At 71.1% G+C, this 18,184-nt stretch carries 18 protein-coding genes; 6 read left to right on the forward strand and 12 right to left on the reverse strand.

Annotated features, from left to right (window positions below; genetic code table 11):
• Positions 1 to 7: 7 nt before the first annotated feature.
• From ABZ374_RS32050 to ABZ374_RS32090, 9 genes are all read right to left on the reverse strand, one after another.
• A complete protein-coding gene (locus tag ABZ374_RS32050; protein ID WP_360317711.1) occupies positions 8 to 931 on the reverse strand; it encodes an ABC transporter permease in 924 nt (307 codons plus the stop codon).
• Positions 918 to 1,715, reverse strand: a complete 798-nt coding sequence (locus tag ABZ374_RS32055) for an ABC transporter ATP-binding protein (RefSeq protein WP_360317713.1) — start codon at positions 1,713 to 1,715, stop codon at positions 918 to 920. The genes ABZ374_RS32050 and ABZ374_RS32055 overlap by 14 nt, the downstream gene beginning before the upstream one ends.
• Positions 1,716 to 1,799: 84 nt before the next feature.
• Entirely contained in the window at positions 1,800 to 2,939 is a 1,140-nt protein-coding gene (locus ABZ374_RS32060; protein WP_360317715.1) for an ABC transporter substrate-binding protein, read from the reverse strand.
• Positions 2,940 to 3,068: 129 nt separating this feature from the next.
• Entirely contained in the window at positions 3,069 to 4,415 is a 1,347-nt protein-coding gene (locus ABZ374_RS32065; protein WP_360317717.1) for a GTP-binding protein, read from the reverse strand.
• 2 nt (positions 4,416 to 4,417) lie between these two features.
• The gene (gene cysD / locus ABZ374_RS32070) at positions 4,418 to 5,344 is read right to left on the reverse strand and encodes a sulfate adenylyltransferase subunit CysD (protein ID WP_360317719.1); all 927 of its coding nucleotides are present in this window, start codon (positions 5,342 to 5,344) and stop codon (positions 4,418 to 4,420) included.
• A gap of 55 nt (positions 5,345 to 5,399) precedes the next feature.
• On the reverse strand, positions 5,400 to 6,098 hold the full coding sequence (locus ABZ374_RS32075; RefSeq protein ID WP_360317721.1) for a phosphoadenylyl-sulfate reductase: 699 nt from the start codon (positions 6,096 to 6,098) through the stop codon (positions 5,400 to 5,402).
• Positions 6,095 to 6,343, reverse strand: coding sequence for a hypothetical protein (locus ABZ374_RS32080; protein ID WP_360317723.1), 249 nt, complete (start codon positions 6,341 to 6,343; stop codon positions 6,095 to 6,097). The genes ABZ374_RS32075 and ABZ374_RS32080 overlap by 4 nt, the downstream gene beginning before the upstream one ends.
• On the reverse strand, positions 6,340 to 8,037 hold the full coding sequence (locus ABZ374_RS32085) for a nitrite/sulfite reductase (RefSeq protein ID WP_360317725.1): 1,698 nt from the start codon (positions 8,035 to 8,037) through the stop codon (positions 6,340 to 6,342). The genes ABZ374_RS32080 and ABZ374_RS32085 overlap by 4 nt, the downstream gene beginning before the upstream one ends.
• A gap of 133 nt (positions 8,038 to 8,170) precedes the next feature.
• Entirely contained in the window at positions 8,171 to 8,254 is an 84-nt protein-coding gene (locus tag ABZ374_RS32090; protein WP_355541009.1) for a putative leader peptide, read from the reverse strand.
• A gap of 225 nt (positions 8,255 to 8,479) precedes the next feature.
• Here ABZ374_RS32090 and ABZ374_RS32095 point away from each other — a divergent pair, with 225 nt between their 5' ends.
• The 3 genes from ABZ374_RS32095 (at position 8,480) to rsgA (ending at position 11,841) form a co-directional block, all read left to right on the forward strand.
• Complete coding sequence (locus ABZ374_RS32095) at positions 8,480 to 9,016, forward strand: MarR family winged helix-turn-helix transcriptional regulator (RefSeq protein WP_360317727.1); 537 nt, start codon at positions 8,480 to 8,482, stop codon at positions 9,014 to 9,016.
• Positions 9,017 to 9,127: 111 nt separating this feature from the next.
• A complete protein-coding gene (locus ABZ374_RS32100; RefSeq protein WP_360317729.1) occupies positions 9,128 to 10,498 on the forward strand; it encodes a YihY/virulence factor BrkB family protein in 1,371 nt (456 codons plus the stop codon).
• A 311-nt stretch (positions 10,499 to 10,809) separates the two neighbouring features.
• The gene (gene rsgA, locus ABZ374_RS32105; RefSeq protein ID WP_360317811.1) at positions 10,810 to 11,841 is read left to right on the forward strand and encodes a ribosome small subunit-dependent GTPase A; all 1,032 of its coding nucleotides are present in this window, start codon (positions 10,810 to 10,812) and stop codon (positions 11,839 to 11,841) included.
• 52 nt (positions 11,842 to 11,893) lie between these two features.
• Here the strand turns inward: rsgA and yidD are convergent, their stop codons facing one another.
• On the reverse strand, positions 11,894 to 12,580 hold the full coding sequence (gene yidD, locus ABZ374_RS32110; RefSeq protein ID WP_360317731.1) for a membrane protein insertion efficiency factor YidD: 687 nt from the start codon (positions 12,578 to 12,580) through the stop codon (positions 11,894 to 11,896).
• Between the two features lie 98 nt (positions 12,581 to 12,678).
• On the opposite strand from yidD, the gene ABZ374_RS32115 reads away from it, so the two are divergent.
• A complete protein-coding gene (locus ABZ374_RS32115; protein ID WP_360317734.1) occupies positions 12,679 to 13,860 on the forward strand; it encodes an acyl-CoA dehydrogenase family protein in 1,182 nt (393 codons plus the stop codon).
• A gap of 144 nt (positions 13,861 to 14,004) precedes the next feature.
• Positions 14,005 to 14,877, forward strand: coding sequence for a DUF1206 domain-containing protein (locus ABZ374_RS32120; RefSeq protein WP_360317737.1), 873 nt, complete (start codon positions 14,005 to 14,007; stop codon positions 14,875 to 14,877).
• Between the two features lie 6 nt (positions 14,878 to 14,883).
• On the opposite strand, the gene ABZ374_RS32125 is transcribed toward ABZ374_RS32120, so the two are convergent.
• Both ABZ374_RS32125 and arfB read right to left on the reverse strand, forming a co-directional pair.
• On the reverse strand, positions 14,884 to 15,387 hold the full coding sequence (locus ABZ374_RS32125) for an ATP-binding protein (RefSeq protein WP_360317740.1): 504 nt from the start codon (positions 15,385 to 15,387) through the stop codon (positions 14,884 to 14,886).
• 254 nt (positions 15,388 to 15,641) lie between these two features.
• Complete coding sequence (gene arfB, locus ABZ374_RS32130; RefSeq protein ID WP_360317743.1) at positions 15,642 to 16,064, reverse strand: alternative ribosome rescue aminoacyl-tRNA hydrolase ArfB; 423 nt, start codon at positions 16,062 to 16,064, stop codon at positions 15,642 to 15,644.
• A gap of 95 nt (positions 16,065 to 16,159) precedes the next feature.
• Between arfB and ABZ374_RS32135 the strand changes: the two genes are divergently transcribed.
• The gene (locus tag ABZ374_RS32135; RefSeq protein WP_360317745.1) at positions 16,160 to 18,169 is read left to right on the forward strand and encodes a prolyl oligopeptidase family serine peptidase; all 2,010 of its coding nucleotides are present in this window, start codon (positions 16,160 to 16,162) and stop codon (positions 18,167 to 18,169) included.
• The last annotated feature ends 15 nt before the right edge of the window (positions 18,170 to 18,184 follow it).

Genomic DNA, 18,184 nt, shown 5'->3' on the forward strand with positions numbered 1-18,184 from the left:
GCGTGGGCTACCTGCTCGTGGCCAGGCCGCGCTGGCGCAGCACCAGGCGTTCGACGGGGGTGAAGACCAGCATCTCGATGCCGATACCCACGATCAGGATCATGAAGACCGCGGTCAACATCATCGGCATGTCGCCCAGATCCCGGCCCTGGTCCATCAACTGGCCCAGCCCCGACCCCAACTCCGGTCCGGCGGCGATCAGTTCGGCGGCCATCAGCGAGCGCCAGGAAAACGCCCAGCCCTGCTTGAGGCCGGCCACGTAGCCGGGCAGCGAGGCGGGCAGCATCACGTGCCACACGCTGTTGAAGCCGCGGGCGCCGAGCACCCGACCGGCCCGCAGGTACAGCGGCGGGATCTGGTCGATGCCGGCCACCAGGCCGTTGGCGATCGAGGGCACCGCGCCCAGCAGTACGACCGCGTAGATCGCGCTGTTGTTCAGGCCGAACCAGATCACCGCCGGCGGCACCCAGGCCACCGAGGGCAGCGACTGCAGACCGGACAGGATCGGGCCGATCGCGGCCCGGATCCAGCTCACCCGGGCCACGATCAGGCCCAGCGGCGTGCCGATCGCGACCGCGATGAGGAAGCCCAGGATGCCTCGGGAGAGGCTGGTCCACAGGATGTCGAAGACGGTGCCCTTCTTCCACTGCACCATGAACGCGTCCCACACGTCCTGCGGGCTGGGCAGCGCGTAGCGGGGCTTGACCTCCATCGAGTAGGCGATCTGCCACACGGCCAGCACCAGCAGGATCGCGACGACCGGCGGAAGCACCTTCTCCAGCAGCACGCGGGAGAAGGGCTTGCGCTCCTTCTCGTAGCTCTCCAGGGCGTCCAGGCCGGCCTCGAGCCCGGCCAGGTCCTCCTCGGCGTGCCGGTCCGCGGCGTCGGCGCCGATCTCGGGGTCGGTCTTCGTCAGATCAGGCGCGGCCATGGCGGCGGATCTCCCCTCTCAACTGGTCGGTGATCTCGACGGACAGCTCGGACACGCCGGTGGATTCGATCCGGCGCGGCTGCGGGATGTCGATGGTCCACTCCCGGGCGATCCGGCCCGGGCGCGAGGACATCAGCACCACCCGCTGGGCGAGCCGGACCGCCTCGCGCACGTTGTGCGTCACGAACACCACCGAGCGGCCGGTCTCCGCCCAGATCCGGGTCAGTTCGTCGTGCAGCACGTCCCGGGTGATCGCGTCCAGCGCGGCGAACGGCTCGTCCATCAGCAGCAGATCGCCGGCCTGGGCGAGCGCGCGGGCCAGGGCCACCCGCTGGCGCATGCCGCCGGAAAGTTCGTGCACACGCTTGTCGTGCGCGCCGCCCAGGCGGACCAGCTCCAGCAGCTCGTTCGCCTCGGCCCGACGCCGATCGCGCGGCACACCGCGCAGTTTCAGGGCCAGTTCGATGTTCTTGCCCGCGGTCAGCCACGGGAACAGCGCGTGGTCCTGGAACATCAGCGCGGGGCGGTCGCCGGTGACCTCGATGGTGCCCGAGGTGGGCCGGTCCAGGTCGGCGATCAGGTTGAGCAGGGTGGACTTCCCGCAGCCCGACGCGCCCAGGAGGCAGACGAACTCGCCCGGGGCGACGGTCAGGTCGATGCCGTCCAGGACGGGCGTGCCGCCGCCTCGGCCGAAGACCTTGGTGACCTGGTCGAGGCGGACCGCGTAGCCGGTCTCGACGGGGGTCGTGGCCGTGGGCGTGGCCTCGCTGATGGTCTGGGTCATGTCCGGATCACCTCTCTCGGTGGGCGCGTCGGGCGGGAAGTGCTCGGCCGGGCGCGGTGGCCCGGGCGGAAAGCGGCGCGAACGCTACTTCTTCGGGCCCAGACCCCCGTCGCTCACCGGGGGCTTGCCGGCGGCGGCGAGGACCTTGTTCAGGATGGTCAGGTCGTAGATGCCGTGGATGTCGAGCTTCTTGGTCACGCCGACCGCGACGCCGTCGTCGGAGAGCTTTTGCAGCGAGGCCGCGAGCGGGTCGTTGGTGATCGCGATGTTGGGCCAGGACGCGTCGAGCACGTTCTGCGCGAGCGGCTTGCCGGCGAATTCGGTGATCTTGGCGTTGACCGCGGCCTTGGCCTTGTCCTGGTTGTTCGCGGCCCAGTCGTTCGCGGCGACCTGGCCCTTGAGCAGCGCCTCGACGGTGTCCGGGTGCTCCTTGAGGAACTTGGTGGACACGATCAGGTCGGTGGTGACGAACTTGCCTTCCGGCCACAGCGTGCGCTCGTCCACGAGCACCTTGGCGCCCGCCTCCAGGACGAGTCGGGTGGCCCAGGGCTCGGGCAGCCAGGCGCCGTCCAGGTCGCCCTTCTGGAACGCGGCCAGGGTCTGCGCGTTGTCGGTGGGCACCACGCTCACGTCGCCCTTGCCGGAGGTGTCCACGTTGTAGCCGGCCTTCTTCAGCCAGGCCCGCAGCGCCACGTCCTGGGTGCCGCCGAGCTGCGGCGAGGCGATCTTCTTGCCCTTGAGGTCGGCGGGCAGGTTGATGCCCGGCTTGACCACCAGGGACGCGCCGCCGGAGGTGGCGCCCGCCACGATCCGCAACAACTCGCCGTTGGTGCTGGTGAACCCGGAGATGGACGGGTTCGGGCCGATGTAGGTCGCGTCGATCGAGCCGCCCTTGAGCGCCTCGATCGCGGCCGGTCCGGCGTTGAAGACCTGCGGCTTGATCTCGGTGGTCCCCAGCTCCTTCGCGAAGAAGCCCTCGCCCAGACCGATCAGCGGCGTCGCGTGCGTGACGTTGGCGAAGAAGCCGAGTCGGATCTGCGAGGCCGAGGTGCCGACCTTGGCGCCGCCGGAAGCCGGGGCCGCGCCCGCGGCCGGCGCCTTGTTCTTGTCGTCCTTCTTGTCCTCGCCGTAGCCGCACGCGGACAACGCGAGCAGCGGCAGGAGGAGGGCGGCAACGAAGCCGGTACGTGTCGATCTGCGACGGTTTGTCCTGAAAACGGACATGCGGGGACCTTCCCTCGGGCCCGCGCGTTGTGCGCGGGCCGGGATGACGTGTGTGGTGGACGGCGGCGGGCGATGTCACGGGTGGGACTGACGGAGCGTCAACAGCGGGTCGTCAGACCCGCGATCGAGTCAGCCCTGACATCGACCCGGCGCGGCGAACGCGGCGCCGGCCATGCCGGCGGTGAGCGTCGAGCCGTCGGCCTCGTCGATCAACAGGAAGGAACCGGTGCGCCGCCCGACGGCGTAGTCGTCGAGCGCGAGCGGTTGGGCCGTGCGCAGGACGACCCGGGCGATGTCGTTGGCGCGCAGCTCGTTCAGGTGCTGCTCGTGACCCAGCACGCCCTCGATCGGGGCGTTCAGGTCCAGGCGGTAGGCGATGTCCTTGACGATCGCCTTGACCGTGCGGGTGGTGTGCTTGAGCAGGACCCGGTCGCCGGTGCGCAGCGGGCGGTCGGCCACGTGGCACACGGTGGCCTCGACGTCCTGGGTGGGCCGGGGCGCCGAGTCGACCGGCGCGATCAGGTCGCCGCGCGAGATGTCCACGTCGTCGGCCAGCCGCAGGGTGACCGACTCGCCCTGCCGGGCCTGGCGTACCGCGACGCCGAGCCGGTCGATGCCCGCGACCGAGGTGCGCTGTCCGGACGGCAGCACCACGACCTCGTCGCCCTCCCGGAACACCCCGGAGGCGATCTGGCCGGCGTAGCCGCGATAGTCGCGGTACTCGTCGTCCGACTGCGGACGCAGCACGTACTGCACCGGGAAACGCGCGGGCTCCAGCGTCGGGTCGGTCTCCACCGGCACCGTCTCCAGGTACTCCAGCAGCGTCGGCCCGGAGAACCAGTCCATGTGCGGGCTGGGGTCCACCACGTTGTCGCCGCGCAGCGCGGAGACCGGGATCGAGCGCACGTCCGGCACGCCCAACGCCTTGGCGTACTCGGTGAACGTGTTGGCGACCTCGGCGAAGCGCTCCTCGCTGTAGTCGACCAGGTCCATCTTGTTGACCGCGAGCACCACGTGCGGCACCCGCAGCAGCGCCGCGACGGCCGCGTGCCGACGGGTCTGCTCGACCACGCCGTTGCGCGCGTCCACCAGCACCACGGCCAGCTCGGCGGTGGAGGCGCCGGTGACCATGTTGCGCGTGTACTGCACGTGGCCCGGGGTGTCGGCGAGGATGAACCGGCGCTTGGCGGTGGCGAAGTAGCGGTACGCGACGTCGATGGTGATGCCCTGCTCGCGCTCGGCCCGCAGCCCGTCGGTGAGCAGCGCGAGGTCGGCCTCCTCCTGGCCGCGCTCGTTGCTGACCCGGGTGACCGCCTCGAGCTGGTCGGTCAGCACCGACTTGGAGTCGTGCAGCAGCCGGCCCACCAGGGTGGACTTGCCGTCGTCGACGGAACCGGCGGTGGCCAGCCGGAGCAGACCCACCCGCTCGTCCGCGACCGACAACGCGTCCGGGGAAATCTCGGAAGTCCCACTCATGGCTAGAAGTACCCCTCGCGCTTGCGGTCCTCCATCGCGGCTTCGGACATCTTGTCGTCCGCGCGCGTGGCCCCTCGTTCGGTCAGCCTGCTCACTGCGATCTCGGCGATCACGTCCGCCACCGTCGTGGCGGGGGAGTCGACGGCGCCGGTGCAACTCATGTCGCCGACCGTGCGGTAGCGCACCACGCGCCGCACGACCTCCTCGTCGGCCCTGGGCCCGCCCCACTCGCCGGGCGAGAGCCACATCCCGCTGCGTTCGAAGACGTCCCGCTCGTGCGAGAAGTAGATCTGCGGCAGCGCGATCGCCTCCCGCTCGATGTACTGCCACACGTCCAGCTCGGTCCAGTTCGAGATCGGGAACACCCGCACGTGCTCACCCACGCGGTGCCGGCCGTTGTACAACTGCCACAGCTCGGGCCGCTGCCGGCGCGGATCCCAGGCGCCGAACTCGTCGCGCAGCGAGAACACCCGCTCCTTCGCGCGGGCCTTCTCCTCGTCGCGCCGGCCGCCGCCGAACACCGCGTCGAAGCGGTTGGACTCGATCGCCTCCAGCAGCGGGACGGTCTGCAACGGGTTGCGGGTGCCGTCCGGACGCTCGCGCAGCCGGCCGTTGTCGATGAAGTCCTGCACCTTGGCCACGTGCAGCCGCAGGTTGTGCTCGGCCACCACCCGGTCGCGATACTCGATGACCTCAGGGAAATTGTGTCCGGTATCGACATGCAGGAGCGCGAAGGGGACCGGCGCCGGCCAGAACGCCTTGCGCGCCAGATGCAGCATCACGATCGAGTCCTTGCCACCGGAGAACAGGATCACCGGCTTCTCGAACTCGCCCGCCACCTCGCGGAAGATGTGCACGGACTCGGCTTCCAACGCGTCCAGGTGGGTCAGGGCTCCGGGTGCGGTGCCCTTGTCGATCGTCGTGGTCACGCCAACCCCTCCTTCGTCTTCGTCGAGCACGGTGCCGTGGTGCGTATCGGGCCGCTCATGTGTGGATCCCGCACTCGGTCTTGCCGTTGCCGGCCCACCGGCCGGCGCGGGCGTCCTCGCCGGGGGCCACCCGCCGGGTGCAGGGCGCGCAGCCGATCGAGGCGTAGCCGTCCATCAGCAGCGGGTTGGTCAGCACCCCGTGCTCGGCCACGTAGGCGTCCACGTCGTCCTGCGTCCAGCGGGCGATCGGGGCGACCTTGACCTTGCGCCGGCGCGCGTCCCAGGACACCACCGGGGTGTTCGCCCGGCTCGGCGAGTCGTCCCGGCGCAACCCGGTGGCCCAGGCGCGGTAGTTCGTCAGCGACCGCTCCAACGGCGCCACCTTGCGCATCGCGCAACACGCGTCGGGGTCGCGATCGTGCAGGGCCGCGCCGTACTCGGCGTCCTGCTCCGCGACGGTCAGCTGGGGGTGCACGGTGATCACATTGACGTCGTAGACCGCCGCGACCGCGTCCCGGGTGCCGATGGTCTCGGGGAAGTGGTAGCCGGTGTCCAGGAAGACCACATCCACCCCGGGCGCCACCCGCGAGGCGAGGTGCGCGACGACGGCGTCCTCCATCGAGGAGGTCACGCACCAGGCCGGGCCGAACCGCTCGTGCGTCCAGGCCAGGATCTCCGACGCGCTCGCGTCCTCCAGTTCGAGGCCGGCGCGCTGCGCGAGCGCTTCGAGATCGGTGCTCTCGGTGACGGTCATCGCTCCTCCTCCGGTGTGCTCGACGGGGTTCGTGCGGGGGCGTCCGAGGTGTTGCCGGGGTTTGCCGGGCCGGGCTTCTCGGGGAACACCAGGCCCAGGAACTTCAGCGAGAACGCCCGCCGGCAGGCCGAGCACAGCCAGGTGCCGTGTCCCTCCTCGTGCGGACGAAGATCCTCGTCGCCGCAGAAGGGGCAGTAGAACGGGACGGCCCGCTGACCCGGCTCGGCGCCACCGGCGGCGCTCACGACAGGTCCGCGTCGGCCGCGCGCACGGCCCACTGGGCGAAGCGCTCGCCCTCGGTGCGCTGCTCCTCGAAGCGGCGCAACACGCGCTCGATGTAGTCGGCCAGGCCCGCCGAAGTCACCTTGAGGCCGCGGATCTTGCGCCCGAAGCCGGGGTCCAGGCCCAGCCCGCCGCCCAGGTGCACCTGGTAGCCCTCGACCTGTGCGCCGTCGTCGTCCAGCACCAACTGACCCTTGAGGCCGATGTCGGCGACCTGGATCCGGGCGCACGCGTTGGGGCAACCGTTGATGTTGATGGTGATCGGCTGGTCGAAGCCCGGCAGCCGCTGCTCCAGTTCGTCGATCAGCCGGATCCCGCGGCCCTTGGTCTCCACGATCGCCAGCTTGCAGAACTCGATGCCGGTGCAGGCCATCGTGCCGCGTCGGAACGGGCTCGGGTCCACCCGCAGGCCGAGCGCCTCCAGGCCCTCCTTGAGCGAGGCGACCTGCTCCTCGGCGACGTCCAGGATGAGCATCTTCTGCTCGACCGTGGTGCGTACCCGGTCCGAGCCGTGCCGCTCGGCGAGGTCGGCGATCTTGCCGAGGGTGGCACCGTCGACCCGGCCCACCCGCGGCGCGAAGCCGACGTAGAAGCCGCCGCCCTTTTGCGGCCGCACGCCCACGTGGTCGCGCCACACCTGCGCGGGCGCCTCGGGGGCGGGACCGTCGATCAACTTGCGCTCGAGGTACTCGCTCTCCAGCACCTCGCGGAAGCGCTCCGGCCCCCAGTCGGCGACCAGGAACTTCAGCCGCGCGCGGTTGCGCAGCCGGCGGTAGCCGTAGTCGCGGAAGATCGAGATGACGCCTTCCCAGACCTGCGGCACCTCCTCCAGCGGGACCCAGGTGCCCAGTCGCACCGCGAGCTTGGGGTTGGTGGACAACCCGCCACCGACCCACACGTCGAAGCCCGGGCCGAACTCGGGGTGCACGACGCCGACGAAGGAGACGTCGTTGATCTCGTGCGCGACGTCCAGCAGCGGCGATCCGGAGATCGCGGTCTTGAACTTGCGCGGCAGGTTCGAGTATTCGGGCTTGCCGATGTACAGCCGGTTGATCTCGTCGATCGCCCAGGTGCCGTCGATGATCTCGTCCTCGGCGACGCCGGCCACCGGCGAGCCGAGCACCACGCGCGGGGTGTCGCCGCACGCCTCGGTGGTGGACAGGCCGACGGCCTCCAGGATCCGCCAGATCTCCGGAACGTCCTCGATCCGGATCCAGTGGAACTGCACGTTCTGTCGGTCGGTGACGTCCGCGGTGCCGCGGCCGAACCGCTCGGAGACCTCGGCGATGGCCCGCAGTTGGGCCAGGTTCAGCCGGCCGCCGTCCACCCGCACGCGCAGCATGAAGTATTCGTCGTCGAGCTCGTGCGGCTCCAGCACACCGGTCTTGCCGCCGTCGATCCCGGGCCTGCGCTGCGTGTACAGGCCCCACCAACGCATCCGACCGCGCAGGTCGTTGGGGTCGATCGAGGAGAAGCCGCGATGGGCGTAGACATTCTCGATGCGCGCGCGCACATTGAGACCGTCGTCGTCCTTCTTGAACTGCTCGTTCCCGTTGAGCGGCTCGTGATGGCCGAGGGCCCACTGCCCCTCGCCGCGATGGCGAGCGGTCTTGCGGGCGCGGGGACCGCTGCCGGCGGTGTCGGTAGTGGCGGCCATGGGGAGCGTCCTCCGGGCGGATCGGTGGGGGACGCACGGGGGAGCATCCGGCCGCACCCTCGCCGGACCGGCCGTGAGAGTCGTGGTGCCGGTGCGACCGCGCGCCCGGCAGACAGGTGCAACGGGCGGGTCGTCAGACCGGCGAACAGACGGCGCTGGACATGCGTCCGAGGTCGACGTGGAGTCGACCTACGAGAGCAATACCGGCGCGTGACATGTCGCAAAGATTGACATGGTGACGGAAAGCCGTCCATCACTGTCCGAGATGCGAACGCCCATCTCACATGTCGAACACGCGTGCCCACATGTTGAGATAAGCTGATCTTCCACACCGGCCGAGGCATGGATCGTCGCCGCGGTTGGTTACGGTACGGGGGGTCGGATTCCGTTACCCCGGACGGTATGCGGCCCACGCACCACAGTGGACGAGGAGCTGATGGGTATGCCAGGCGAGGTTCTGGGCGCGCCCCGGCGCAGAACACGTTCCGTATGCACGGTCGAATCGGCCGCGGGATCCACCTCCGAGCGGCCGGAGCCGCGTCGTGAGGAAGCGGTCGAGACGCTGCGCTACGCCCTCAACGGTTTCCTCTCCGCGATTCGCGCCGATCGTGCCGGGCAGGCCGGCCCCCTCGACGTCGATGCCGACGGTACCCGCTATCGGCTGCTCGCCGCGCTCGCCGACGAACTCGACCTCGACAACGAGCGGCTGGCCCGCGTGCTCGGCCTGTCCGGATCGGCCGTGCGCGACCTGCTCGACGTGCACGGGCGCGAGGGCCTGGTCGAGGCGGTGCGCGCCGGGCGCGGACGAGGCGGCTCGGTGGTGCGACTGACCCCCGCCGGCCGGCGTGAGCTGTACCGGCTCGACGCACTGTTCCGGGAGAGCTGGGAGAGCGCGTTCGCCGACCTGCCGGCCGAGGAACTGCGCACCGCCGCCCGGGTGCTCAGCAGGCTCTCCGGGGTGCTGGTGGCCGGCCGCTGACCGGCCGGGACCCCCGGCGCCGGCGAGTCGGCGCCACCCTTGCCCGAAGGTGGAAATCACCCGGACGGCGACTTGGCGAATGCCGGGCCCCCGGCCGGATACCTTAAAGGGGTGGCAGCGGACTACCAACAACGACCTCGTCTGCGAGGGGCCGGTCGCATCCGGTTGCGGAGCGCACTGTGGCGGATACTCCGCGAGACGGTGATCTCCTGCTTCAACCACCGGGTGACCGGCCTGGCCGCCGAGGCCGGGTTCTTCATGCTGCTCTCGCTGCCCCCGCTGCTGCTCGGGCTCGCCGGCACCGTCGGCTACCTGCACGGCATGATCGGCGGCAGCACCGTCAACGACCTCAAGGCCGACATCGTCAAGGCCGCCGGGTCGGTGCTCTCCAGCAAGAGCACCGAGCAGGTGGTGGTGCCGCTGGTCAACGACGTGTTCGACTCCGGGCGCGCGGACATCATCTCGGCCGGCTTCCTGATCGCCCTGTGGTCCGGCTCGCGCGCGCTCAACGTCTACGTCGACACCATCACGATCATGTACGGCCTGTCCGGCAAGCGCGGCATCGTGCGCACCCGGCTGCTCTCCTTCACCCTCTACGTGGTCGGCCTGCTGCTCGGGATGTTCCTGATCCCGCTCCTGGTGGCCGGCCCCGAGCTGGTGGTCAAGGCGTTCCCGCACTTCGCCGGGACCGTGCACATCCTGTACTGGCCGGTCCTGGTGGTGTTGTCGGTCTGCTTCCTGACCTCGCTCTATCACGTGTCGGTGCCGGTGCGAACGCCGTGGCGCGAGGACATACCGGGCGCGCTGGTCGCGCTGCTCCTGTGCATCGTCGGCAGCTTCCTGCTGCGCGTCTACCTCGCCACCACCATCGACGGCCCCACCGTCTACGGCTCGCTGGCGGCCCCGGTCGCGGTCATGGTGTGGATGTACTTCGCGGCCATGGCCGTATTGATCGGCGCGGCCGTCAACGCCGCGATCGACCAGGTGTGGCCCAGCCAGGAGACCGCGCAGGCGCGGGCCGAGCGGGACAAGGAGAAGGCCGCCGAGGAGATCGCCGCGGCCATGGAGCACCTGCGCTCGGGTCGCCACCGCGGCAACCCCGGCGACTGGACGCCGTTGTCGGACGAGCACGACGAGATGGAGGACACCGTCATCCACGGCGAACTCCCCGACATCGCCGAGCCGCCGTCCGAATTCCCCGAGCGCTGGGCGATCCACGCGCGCGACGCCAAACGCAGCGACCCGGGCACGGTCAACGGCCGGACCAACGGTGCCCGCCGCGCCGCCGATCCGCCCCGGATGCCGTCCCGCCCGCCGCGCCCCCCGGGTCCGCCGCCCACCAACGGCCAGCAACCGCCGAGCCTGCACATGCCGGCCGGACAGGAACTGCCCGGCCTGCCGCTGGACGACACCGCGTGGCCGCCGCGGCCGAGTCGGCCGGTGATCGGCGAGCAGGAACACGCTCGACGCGACCGGTCGTGATGGCCTAGGCTTCGCGGGTGGCCCTTGGGCCCGCACAGTGCCCGAGAGCGCGGCCCGAGGCCGCACGGAACAGGTGGGAGGTGGATGTCGTGAACACGACCTTGATGACGGTCGCCCGGACGGGCTGGACCTCATTCCACTTCTCCACCTCTCGGATTCGCACCGCGTAGCCGCGCCACGTCGTTCGTCGTGACGGCGCGCAGGTCGGCGGATCCGCCCCTCGAAGGGCCACCGGCTTGTCTTCCCAGCAGCACCACGCTTCCCGCAACACCCCCGCTTCTTCGCACACCCCTGTCGCATCGACCTCCGACGTGCTCGCCGCCTACGGCTGGGACGCGGACCGCGACACCGAATTCGCCCCCTACCGCGGCCACGGCCTGATCCCCGGACGGATCGCCCGGGTGGACCGTTCGTTGTGCGAGGTGGTCACCGCCGACGGCACCGTGCGGGCCGCGCACGGCGCCGGCGAACTGCCGTGCACCGGCGACTGGGCCGCACTGGAGTTGCCCGACGACGGCCGCGAGGCCTTCGTCGCCGCCCTGTTGGAGCGCCGGACCGCGCTGGTGCGCTCGCAGGCCTCCGGGCGGTCGGCGGGCCAGGTCCTCGCGGTCAACGTCGACCTGATCGGCGCCGTCGTCCCGTTGGACGTCGCGCCCGACCTCGGCCGCCTGGAGCGGCTGCTCACGCTCGCGTGGGAGAGCGGAGCCCGGCCGTTGGTGATCCTCACCAAGGCCGACCTCGCGGCGGACGCCGAGGATCTGCGCACCGACGTCGAGGCGGTGGCGATGGGCGTGGACGTCGTGGTCGCCAGCGCGCTCACCGGCGAGGGCCTGGACGTCCTGGACGCCTACACCGCCGGACAGACGGTGGCGCTGATCGGCACCTCCGGCGCCGGCAAGTCCACGCTCACCAACGCGCTCGCGGGCGCCGAGGTGACCTCGGTCCAGGACGTGCGCGGCGACGGCAAGGGCCGGCACACCACCACGTGGCGCGAGTTGGTGCCGCTGCCCAACGGCGGTGTGCTCGTGGACACCCCGGGCATGCGCGGCGTCGGCATGTACGACGTCGGGGAGGGCCTGGATCGCACCTTCGCCGACATCGACGCCCTGGTCGAGGACTGCCGCTTCGCCGACTGCACGCACGACAGTGAACCCGGCTGCGCGGTGCTCGCCGCGATCGAGGCGGGCGACCTGCCGCAGCGCCGACTGGACAGCTATCGCAAGCTGCTCCGGGAGGCACGCTGGATCGCCTCGCGCGAGGACCACCGCATCCGGGCCGAACGGGCCCGGGAGTGGAAGCTGATCCACAAGGAGATGCGCCGCTCGCCGTCGCCGAAGAAGTGACGAAGGGTCGGGGGTGGGCGCGGCCCACCCCCGACCGTCGGTCGTGCGTCGGTCAGCGCCGCCTTCCCCGGGCGGGCGGTACCGGGTCGACGCCGCCGCCCCCGGGGCGGCAGCGGATGAGGCGACGGGCGGTCAGGTACGTCCCCCGGACCGCGCCGTGCTGGTGCAGGGCCTTCTTGCCGTAGGTCGAACACGACGGGGTGAAGGCGCAGCGCGGTGGGGTCTGCGGACTGATCTCGGTGCGGTAGCGCTCGACGGCGGCGCCGAGTCGGCGGGCGGGCGGGCCACCGCGTGGGCGGAGCAGGCTGGTCAGGGTGATCCACACCAGGCGCAGCGAGAAGAGGCTGAGCAGGCAGACGTCGCAGCCGCAGTCGTTGCCACCACGACCGCTGCCGCTGCTTCCTCCACTGCCGCTTCCTCCGCTGCTGCCGCTTCCGCCACCACCACCGTTTCCGCCGCCGCCGAAGCAGCCACCGCGGTCTCCACCGCCCGAGCCGCGGCCGCCGGATCCGCCGCTTCCGCCGCCGGATCCGCCGCCGCCGAACAGCCCCCCGTCGCCGCCACCGGAGATGTCGTTGACGGCGTCGGCGCCGTCCGCGAGGTCCTCGCGGCGGTCGCGGCGGCGTTGACGTTCCTCCTCTTCCTCGCGGAGTCGGCGATGCCGTTCCTCGGGCGTCTCGCCGGGTCCACCCACGCCCTCCCCGAACAGGGGATGCGGTTCCGGTGGCGGTTGGGTCATGGTGGTGCTCCCCGTGTTCCGGATCTATGTTCGGGGCAATCTACCGGGACCCGTTCGGCGCCGTTCGGGTCTCCCGGCCCACCTCAGGAGGCACCCGCATGGCCAAGGCACCCGCGTTCGATCCGATGGACCCGCTGGGCATCGACGATCTGCTCGACCCCGAGGACAAGGCGATCCGGGACACCGTGCGCCGGTTCTGCGCCGACCGGGTCACGCCGTACGTGGCCGAGTGGTTCGAGCGCGGCGCGTTGCCGGACGTGCGGGAACTGGCGCGTGGGCTGGGCGGGATCGGCGTGCTCGGGATGACCCTGGAGGGCTACGGCTGCGCCGGGACCAGCGCCGTGCAGTACGGCCTGGCCTGCCTGGAACTGGAGGCGTGCGACTCGGGGTTGCGCTCGCTGGTGTCGGTCCAGGGCTCGCTGGCGATGTTCGCGATCCACCGCTTCGGCAGCGAGGAGCAGCGGCGCACGTGGCTGCCCCGACTGGCCGCCGGCGAGGCGCTGGGTTGTTACGGCCTGACCGAGCCCGACCACGGTTCGGATCCGGCGTCGATGCGCACGCACGCCAAGCGCGACGGCGACGACTGGGTGCTCAGCGGTCGCAAGATGTGGATCACCAACGGTTCGGTGGCCGATGTCGCGGTGATCTGGGCGCAGACCGAGGACGGCGTGCGCGGCTTCGTGGTGCCCACCGACACCGCCGGGTTCGCGGCCCACGACATCAGGCACAAGATGTCCCTGCGCGCGTCGATCACCAGCGAGCTGACGCTGGACGAGGTACGGCTGCCGGCCGACGCGGTGTTGCCCGACGTGGTGGGCATGCGCGGTCCGCTGACGTGTCTGGGCGAGGCCCGGTACGGCATCGTGTGGGGCGCGGTCGGCGCGGCGCGCTCGTGCTTCGAGTCCGCGCTGGACTACGCCCGCACGCGTGAGCAGTTCGGCCGGCCGATCGGTGGGTTCCAGTTGACCCAGGCCAAGCTGGCGGACATGGCGGTGGAGATCGGCAAGGCGCACCTGCTCGCGCTGCACCTGGGCCGGCGCAAGGACGCGGGCGCGGTGCGGCCGGAGCAGATCAGCTTCGGCAAGCTCAACAACGTCCGCGAGGCGATCGCGATCGCCCGCCAGGCGCGTACGATCCTGGGCGCGAACGGCATCTCGCTGGAGTACCCGGTGATTCGACACATGAACAACCTGGAGTCGGTGCTGACCTACGAGGGCACCTCCGAGATGCACACCCTGGTCATCGGCAAGGCACTCACCGGGTTGGACGCCTTCCACTGACCCCGACTCCCCCCCCGGGAGCTCCCGTCGTGGCCTCGGGCGCCGTTTGTCCGGCCCCGGCCAGGGCAGACGTCTGCTCGGCCGGATGCCGCACGGGCCCGGCCGTCAAGACGCTCCGCACCGTATGTATGGGGGGATCACGACATGTCGGCGTCAGCCTCCATGGCGGAATCGGGTCGGGAAGCCAAGGCCGCGGGGCGGCAGGCCGCCGACAGCAGGGTGCTGGTCGGCCTTGCCAAGGCGGGCCTCGCCGCGCGCGGGCTGTTGTACATCCTCGTCGGCGTCATCGCCGTACGGATCGCCGTCGGGGGCAAGAACCAGGAGGCCGACCGCGGCGGTGCCGTCGAGGAGATCGGCGCCAAGCCGTTCGGCGAGGCGATGTTGTGGGCGCTGGTCGTCGCGCTGATCGGGATGTGCCTGTGGCGGCTGGTCGAGGCCGTGTTCGGGCAGGCCGTGCCGGATGGCGGCAAGGCGGGCAAACGCCTGATGTCGCTGGGCCGGGCGATCTTCTACGGCTTCGTGGTCGCCTCGCTGATCCGCACCCTCACCGCGAGCGACGCGGGCCGGGACCAGGGCCAGGGGCAGGGCGGCAGCAGCAACAAGACCTCGAAGGACCTCACCGCCAAGGCGTTGGAGTGGTCCGGCGGCCGATACCTGGTCGGCCTGGCCGGGGCGGTGTTGCTCGGCGTCGGGATCGGGATGGCGGTGCGATACGCGCTGCGCAGGTTCCGGGAGAAGTTGAACACCGGGCGGATGAGCCCGATGCAACGTCGCGTGGTGGATGTGCTCGGGGTGGTCGGCGGGATCAGCCGAGGCGTGGTGTTCGGCGCGGCCGGGGTGTTCGTGGTGGTGGCCGCGGTGAAGTTCGACCCGGATCGGGCCAAGGGGGTCGACGAGACGTTGCGCTCGTTCGCCGACACACCGGTGGGGCCCGCGCTGCTCGTGGTGATCGCGCTGGGCCTGGCGGTGTTCGGGCTGTATTCGCTGGCTGAGGCGTTGTGGCGGCGGGTGCGCTGAGGCGGGCTATCCCCGGCCGTCCTTGCGCAGGGTGACCCGGATGCTCTTGCCCGCACCGCCCGGCAGCACGTCGATGTGGCCACCGAGTTCGGCCACCATCAACTTGACGATCATCAGCCCCCGGCCGTCCTCGGCGTCGGGGCCGGTGTCCAGGAGCGCGTGCGGGCGGAACGGGTGGTCGTCGGCGACCTCCAGGCGCAGTTCGGCGCCGCTGTGCGAGGCGGTGATCCGGATCCGCTCGGTGCGGATCGCGGCGTGCCGGACCGCGTTGGAGGTCAGCTCGGTGGCGACCAGGAGCATGGTGTCCTCGATCTCCTCGGCCACCCCCCAGGCGCGTAACAGGTCGCGGAGGCGGTGTCGGACCTCGGGTACGCCGGCGACCGTGGGTGCGATGGTCCAGCGCACGAACACCGGGCCGAGCCGGTGTTCGGGGTGGCTGTCGTGCCGGGTCTCCGTCGAGGCACGCCGGTCGTGTCGGGCGCGGGCGCGGGACCGCCCGACGGCGGTCACGGATGACTCGACGCGTGGTACGCGGCCGGGACGGTGATCGGCTGGGGCGGATGGTGTGCTGCACGTGCGGGGGAGGGCATCCCGGTGTCCTTCGCTTCGTTCACTGCGTTCGCGGGTGGTCTTGCCAGGCGTTCGCAGTGTGCGGTGGCGAATCGTGCTTGTGGCGTGCTTTTCCGGGTGTGATCCGTAATGGTTCGGTAAGCGACACTTCATCTCGACTTTGGGTCCGGTTCGGACCCTGTTCGGACTCGGGATCAATCCCCGGTCGAGCGCCGCAGTCGTTTGATCTCACCGCGATGGTGCTTGTTGCGCAGCCTGCGCTCGCGCATTCCGCGCGAGGGTTTGGTCGGCCGGCGCGGCGGCGGGGGCGGGGCGGTGGCCTCGACCAGGATGTCGATCAGTCGGCGCACCGCGCTTTGGCGGTTCATCAATTGGGAGCGCTGTTCGGACGAGGCCACGGTGAGCACACCGTCCACCAGCCGCCCTTCCAGCCGGAGCAGGGCACGTTCCTTGAGCACGTCGGGCAGCACCGTGCTGGCGCCCAGGTCGAAGGACACCTCGGCCCGGCTGTCGGTGGTGTTCACCGACTGTCCACCGGGTCCGGAGGAGCGCGAGAACCGCCACGACAGCTCGGCGGCGGGTATCACCACGCCGCGAATGTCGAGATCTGTCGTCATACGGACATGATCCCGCGTCGCACGGCCTCGGGTCGACCCGGTTTTCGAGGGCCCCGCCGGATGCTTTCCCGGCTCCGGATGGAGAGGATCGGGGCATGAGTGCCGACACGAACGCGGACGAGACGAAGACATACGGTTCCTGGCCTTCGCCGATCACGGCCGAGCGCTTGGTGGAAGGGGCCGCGAACCCCGGTGGGATCCGGGCCGACGGCGAGGATGTGTGGTGGGCGGAGGGCCGGCCGTCCGAAGGTGGTCGGATCCAACTGGTGCGACTACGACCGGGCGGATCTCCCGAGGACGTGTTGCCGGAGGGCTTCTCGGCCCGCACCCGCGTGCACGAGTACGGCGGCGGCGCCTGGACGGTGCGCGCGGGCCTGCTGGTCTTCGCGAACTGGACCGACCAGCGGCTGTACCGCCTGGGCCCGGACGACGCGGCGCCGGTGCCGATCACCGCGGAGCCCGAGACCGAGGCGGGTCTGCGCTACGCCGATTGCACGATCGTGCCGGCGGGGCAGTGGGGGCCGGGGGAGTGGCTGGTCGCGGTGCGCGAGAGCCACGAACCGGCCGCGGTCAAGGCGCACGGCGAGGCGGTCAACGAGATCGTCGCGCTGCCGCTGGACGGCCTCGGCGGTGAGCGGGTCCTGGTCACCGGCCCGGACTTCGTGTCCTCGCCGTGCCCGGCCGCGGACGGATCGGCGCTGGCCTGGACCCAGTGGTCGCATCCGGACATGCCGTGGGACGCGGCCGAACTGATGGTCGCGGCGATCGAGGCCGGGCCGGTGCCGACCGGCGCGCAGGCGGTCGCCGGCGGCGGGCGCGAGTCGGTGGTCCAGCCCGAGTGGGGACCGGACGGCGCGCTGTGGTTCGCTTCGGACCGCACCGACTGGTGGAACCTGTACCGGGTCGGGGCGGGTGGTCAGGTCGAGGCGGTGGCCCCGGTCGAGGCGGAGATCGGCGGCCCGCAGTGGGTCTTCGGCGACCGTTTCTACGCCTTCCTCGACGACGGGCGGATCGCCTGCTCGGTCAACTCCGGCGGGTTCGTGCACCTGGGCCTGGTCGATCCGGCTCGCCCGGAGCAGCCGCCCGCGCGGGTGGAGACCGGGCTGACCTGGTTGTCCGACCTGGCCGCGGTGCCCGGCGGGGTGTTGCTGGTGGGCGGCGGCCCGGACGACGAGGACGCGCCGCGGCGGATTCGGCTCGCGGCCGGTGCGCCGACCGCGTTGCAGATCGAACGACTGCGGCCCGCCCGGGAGTTCGATTTCGACGCGCGGTGGTTCAGTGCACCGCAGCCGATCGAGTTCGAGTCCGCGGCCGGCCGCACCGCGCACGCGCTGCTGTACCTGCCGAAGAACCCGGACGTCCGGGCGCCCGAGGGCGCGCTGCCGCCGCTGATCGTGTCGATCCACGGCGGCCCGACCGCGCAGGCGTCGGCGGTGCTCAACCTGCGGATCCAGTACTGGACCAGCCGGGGCTTCGCGGTCGCCGACGTCAACTACGGCGGCAGCACCGGCTACGGACGTCCGTACCGCAACCTGCTGTACGACTCGTGGGGCATCGTCGACGTCGAGGACTGCACGGCGGTGGCCCGCCATCTCGCCGACCAAGGCGTGGTGGACAGCGCCGAGTTGGCCATCCGCGGCGGTTCGGCCGGCGGGTACACCACGCTGGCCGCGCTCGTGGCGGGCGATGTCTTCACCGCCGGCGCGAGTCACTTCGGCGTCGCCGACATCGCGGCCCTCGCGCAGCACACCCACAAGTTCGAATCCCGCTACCTGGACCGCCTGGTGGGCCCGTACCCGGAGGCCGAGGCGGTATATCGGGACCGGTCGCCGATCAACCACACCGAGCACCTGTCCAGCCCGCTCGCGGTCTTCCAGGGCCTGGAGGACCAGGTGGTCCCGCCGGCCCAGGCCGAGCTGATCGTGGCCGCGCTGAAGGAGAAGCAACTCCCTTACGTCTACCTGGCGTTCGAGGGCGAACAGCACGGCTTCCGACGCTCGGAGAACATCATCCGCGCGCTGGAGGCCGAACTGTGGTTCTACGGCCGGGTCTTCGGCTTCGACCCGGCGGACGAGATCGAGGCCCCGCCGGGCGGCGGCTTCTGAGTAGAGCACGCGTCG

The organism is Embleya sp. NPDC005971 (genome assembly GCF_040629175.1).
In the GTDB taxonomy this organism is placed as follows: Bacteria; Actinomycetota; Actinomycetes; order Streptomycetales; family Streptomycetaceae; genus Embleya.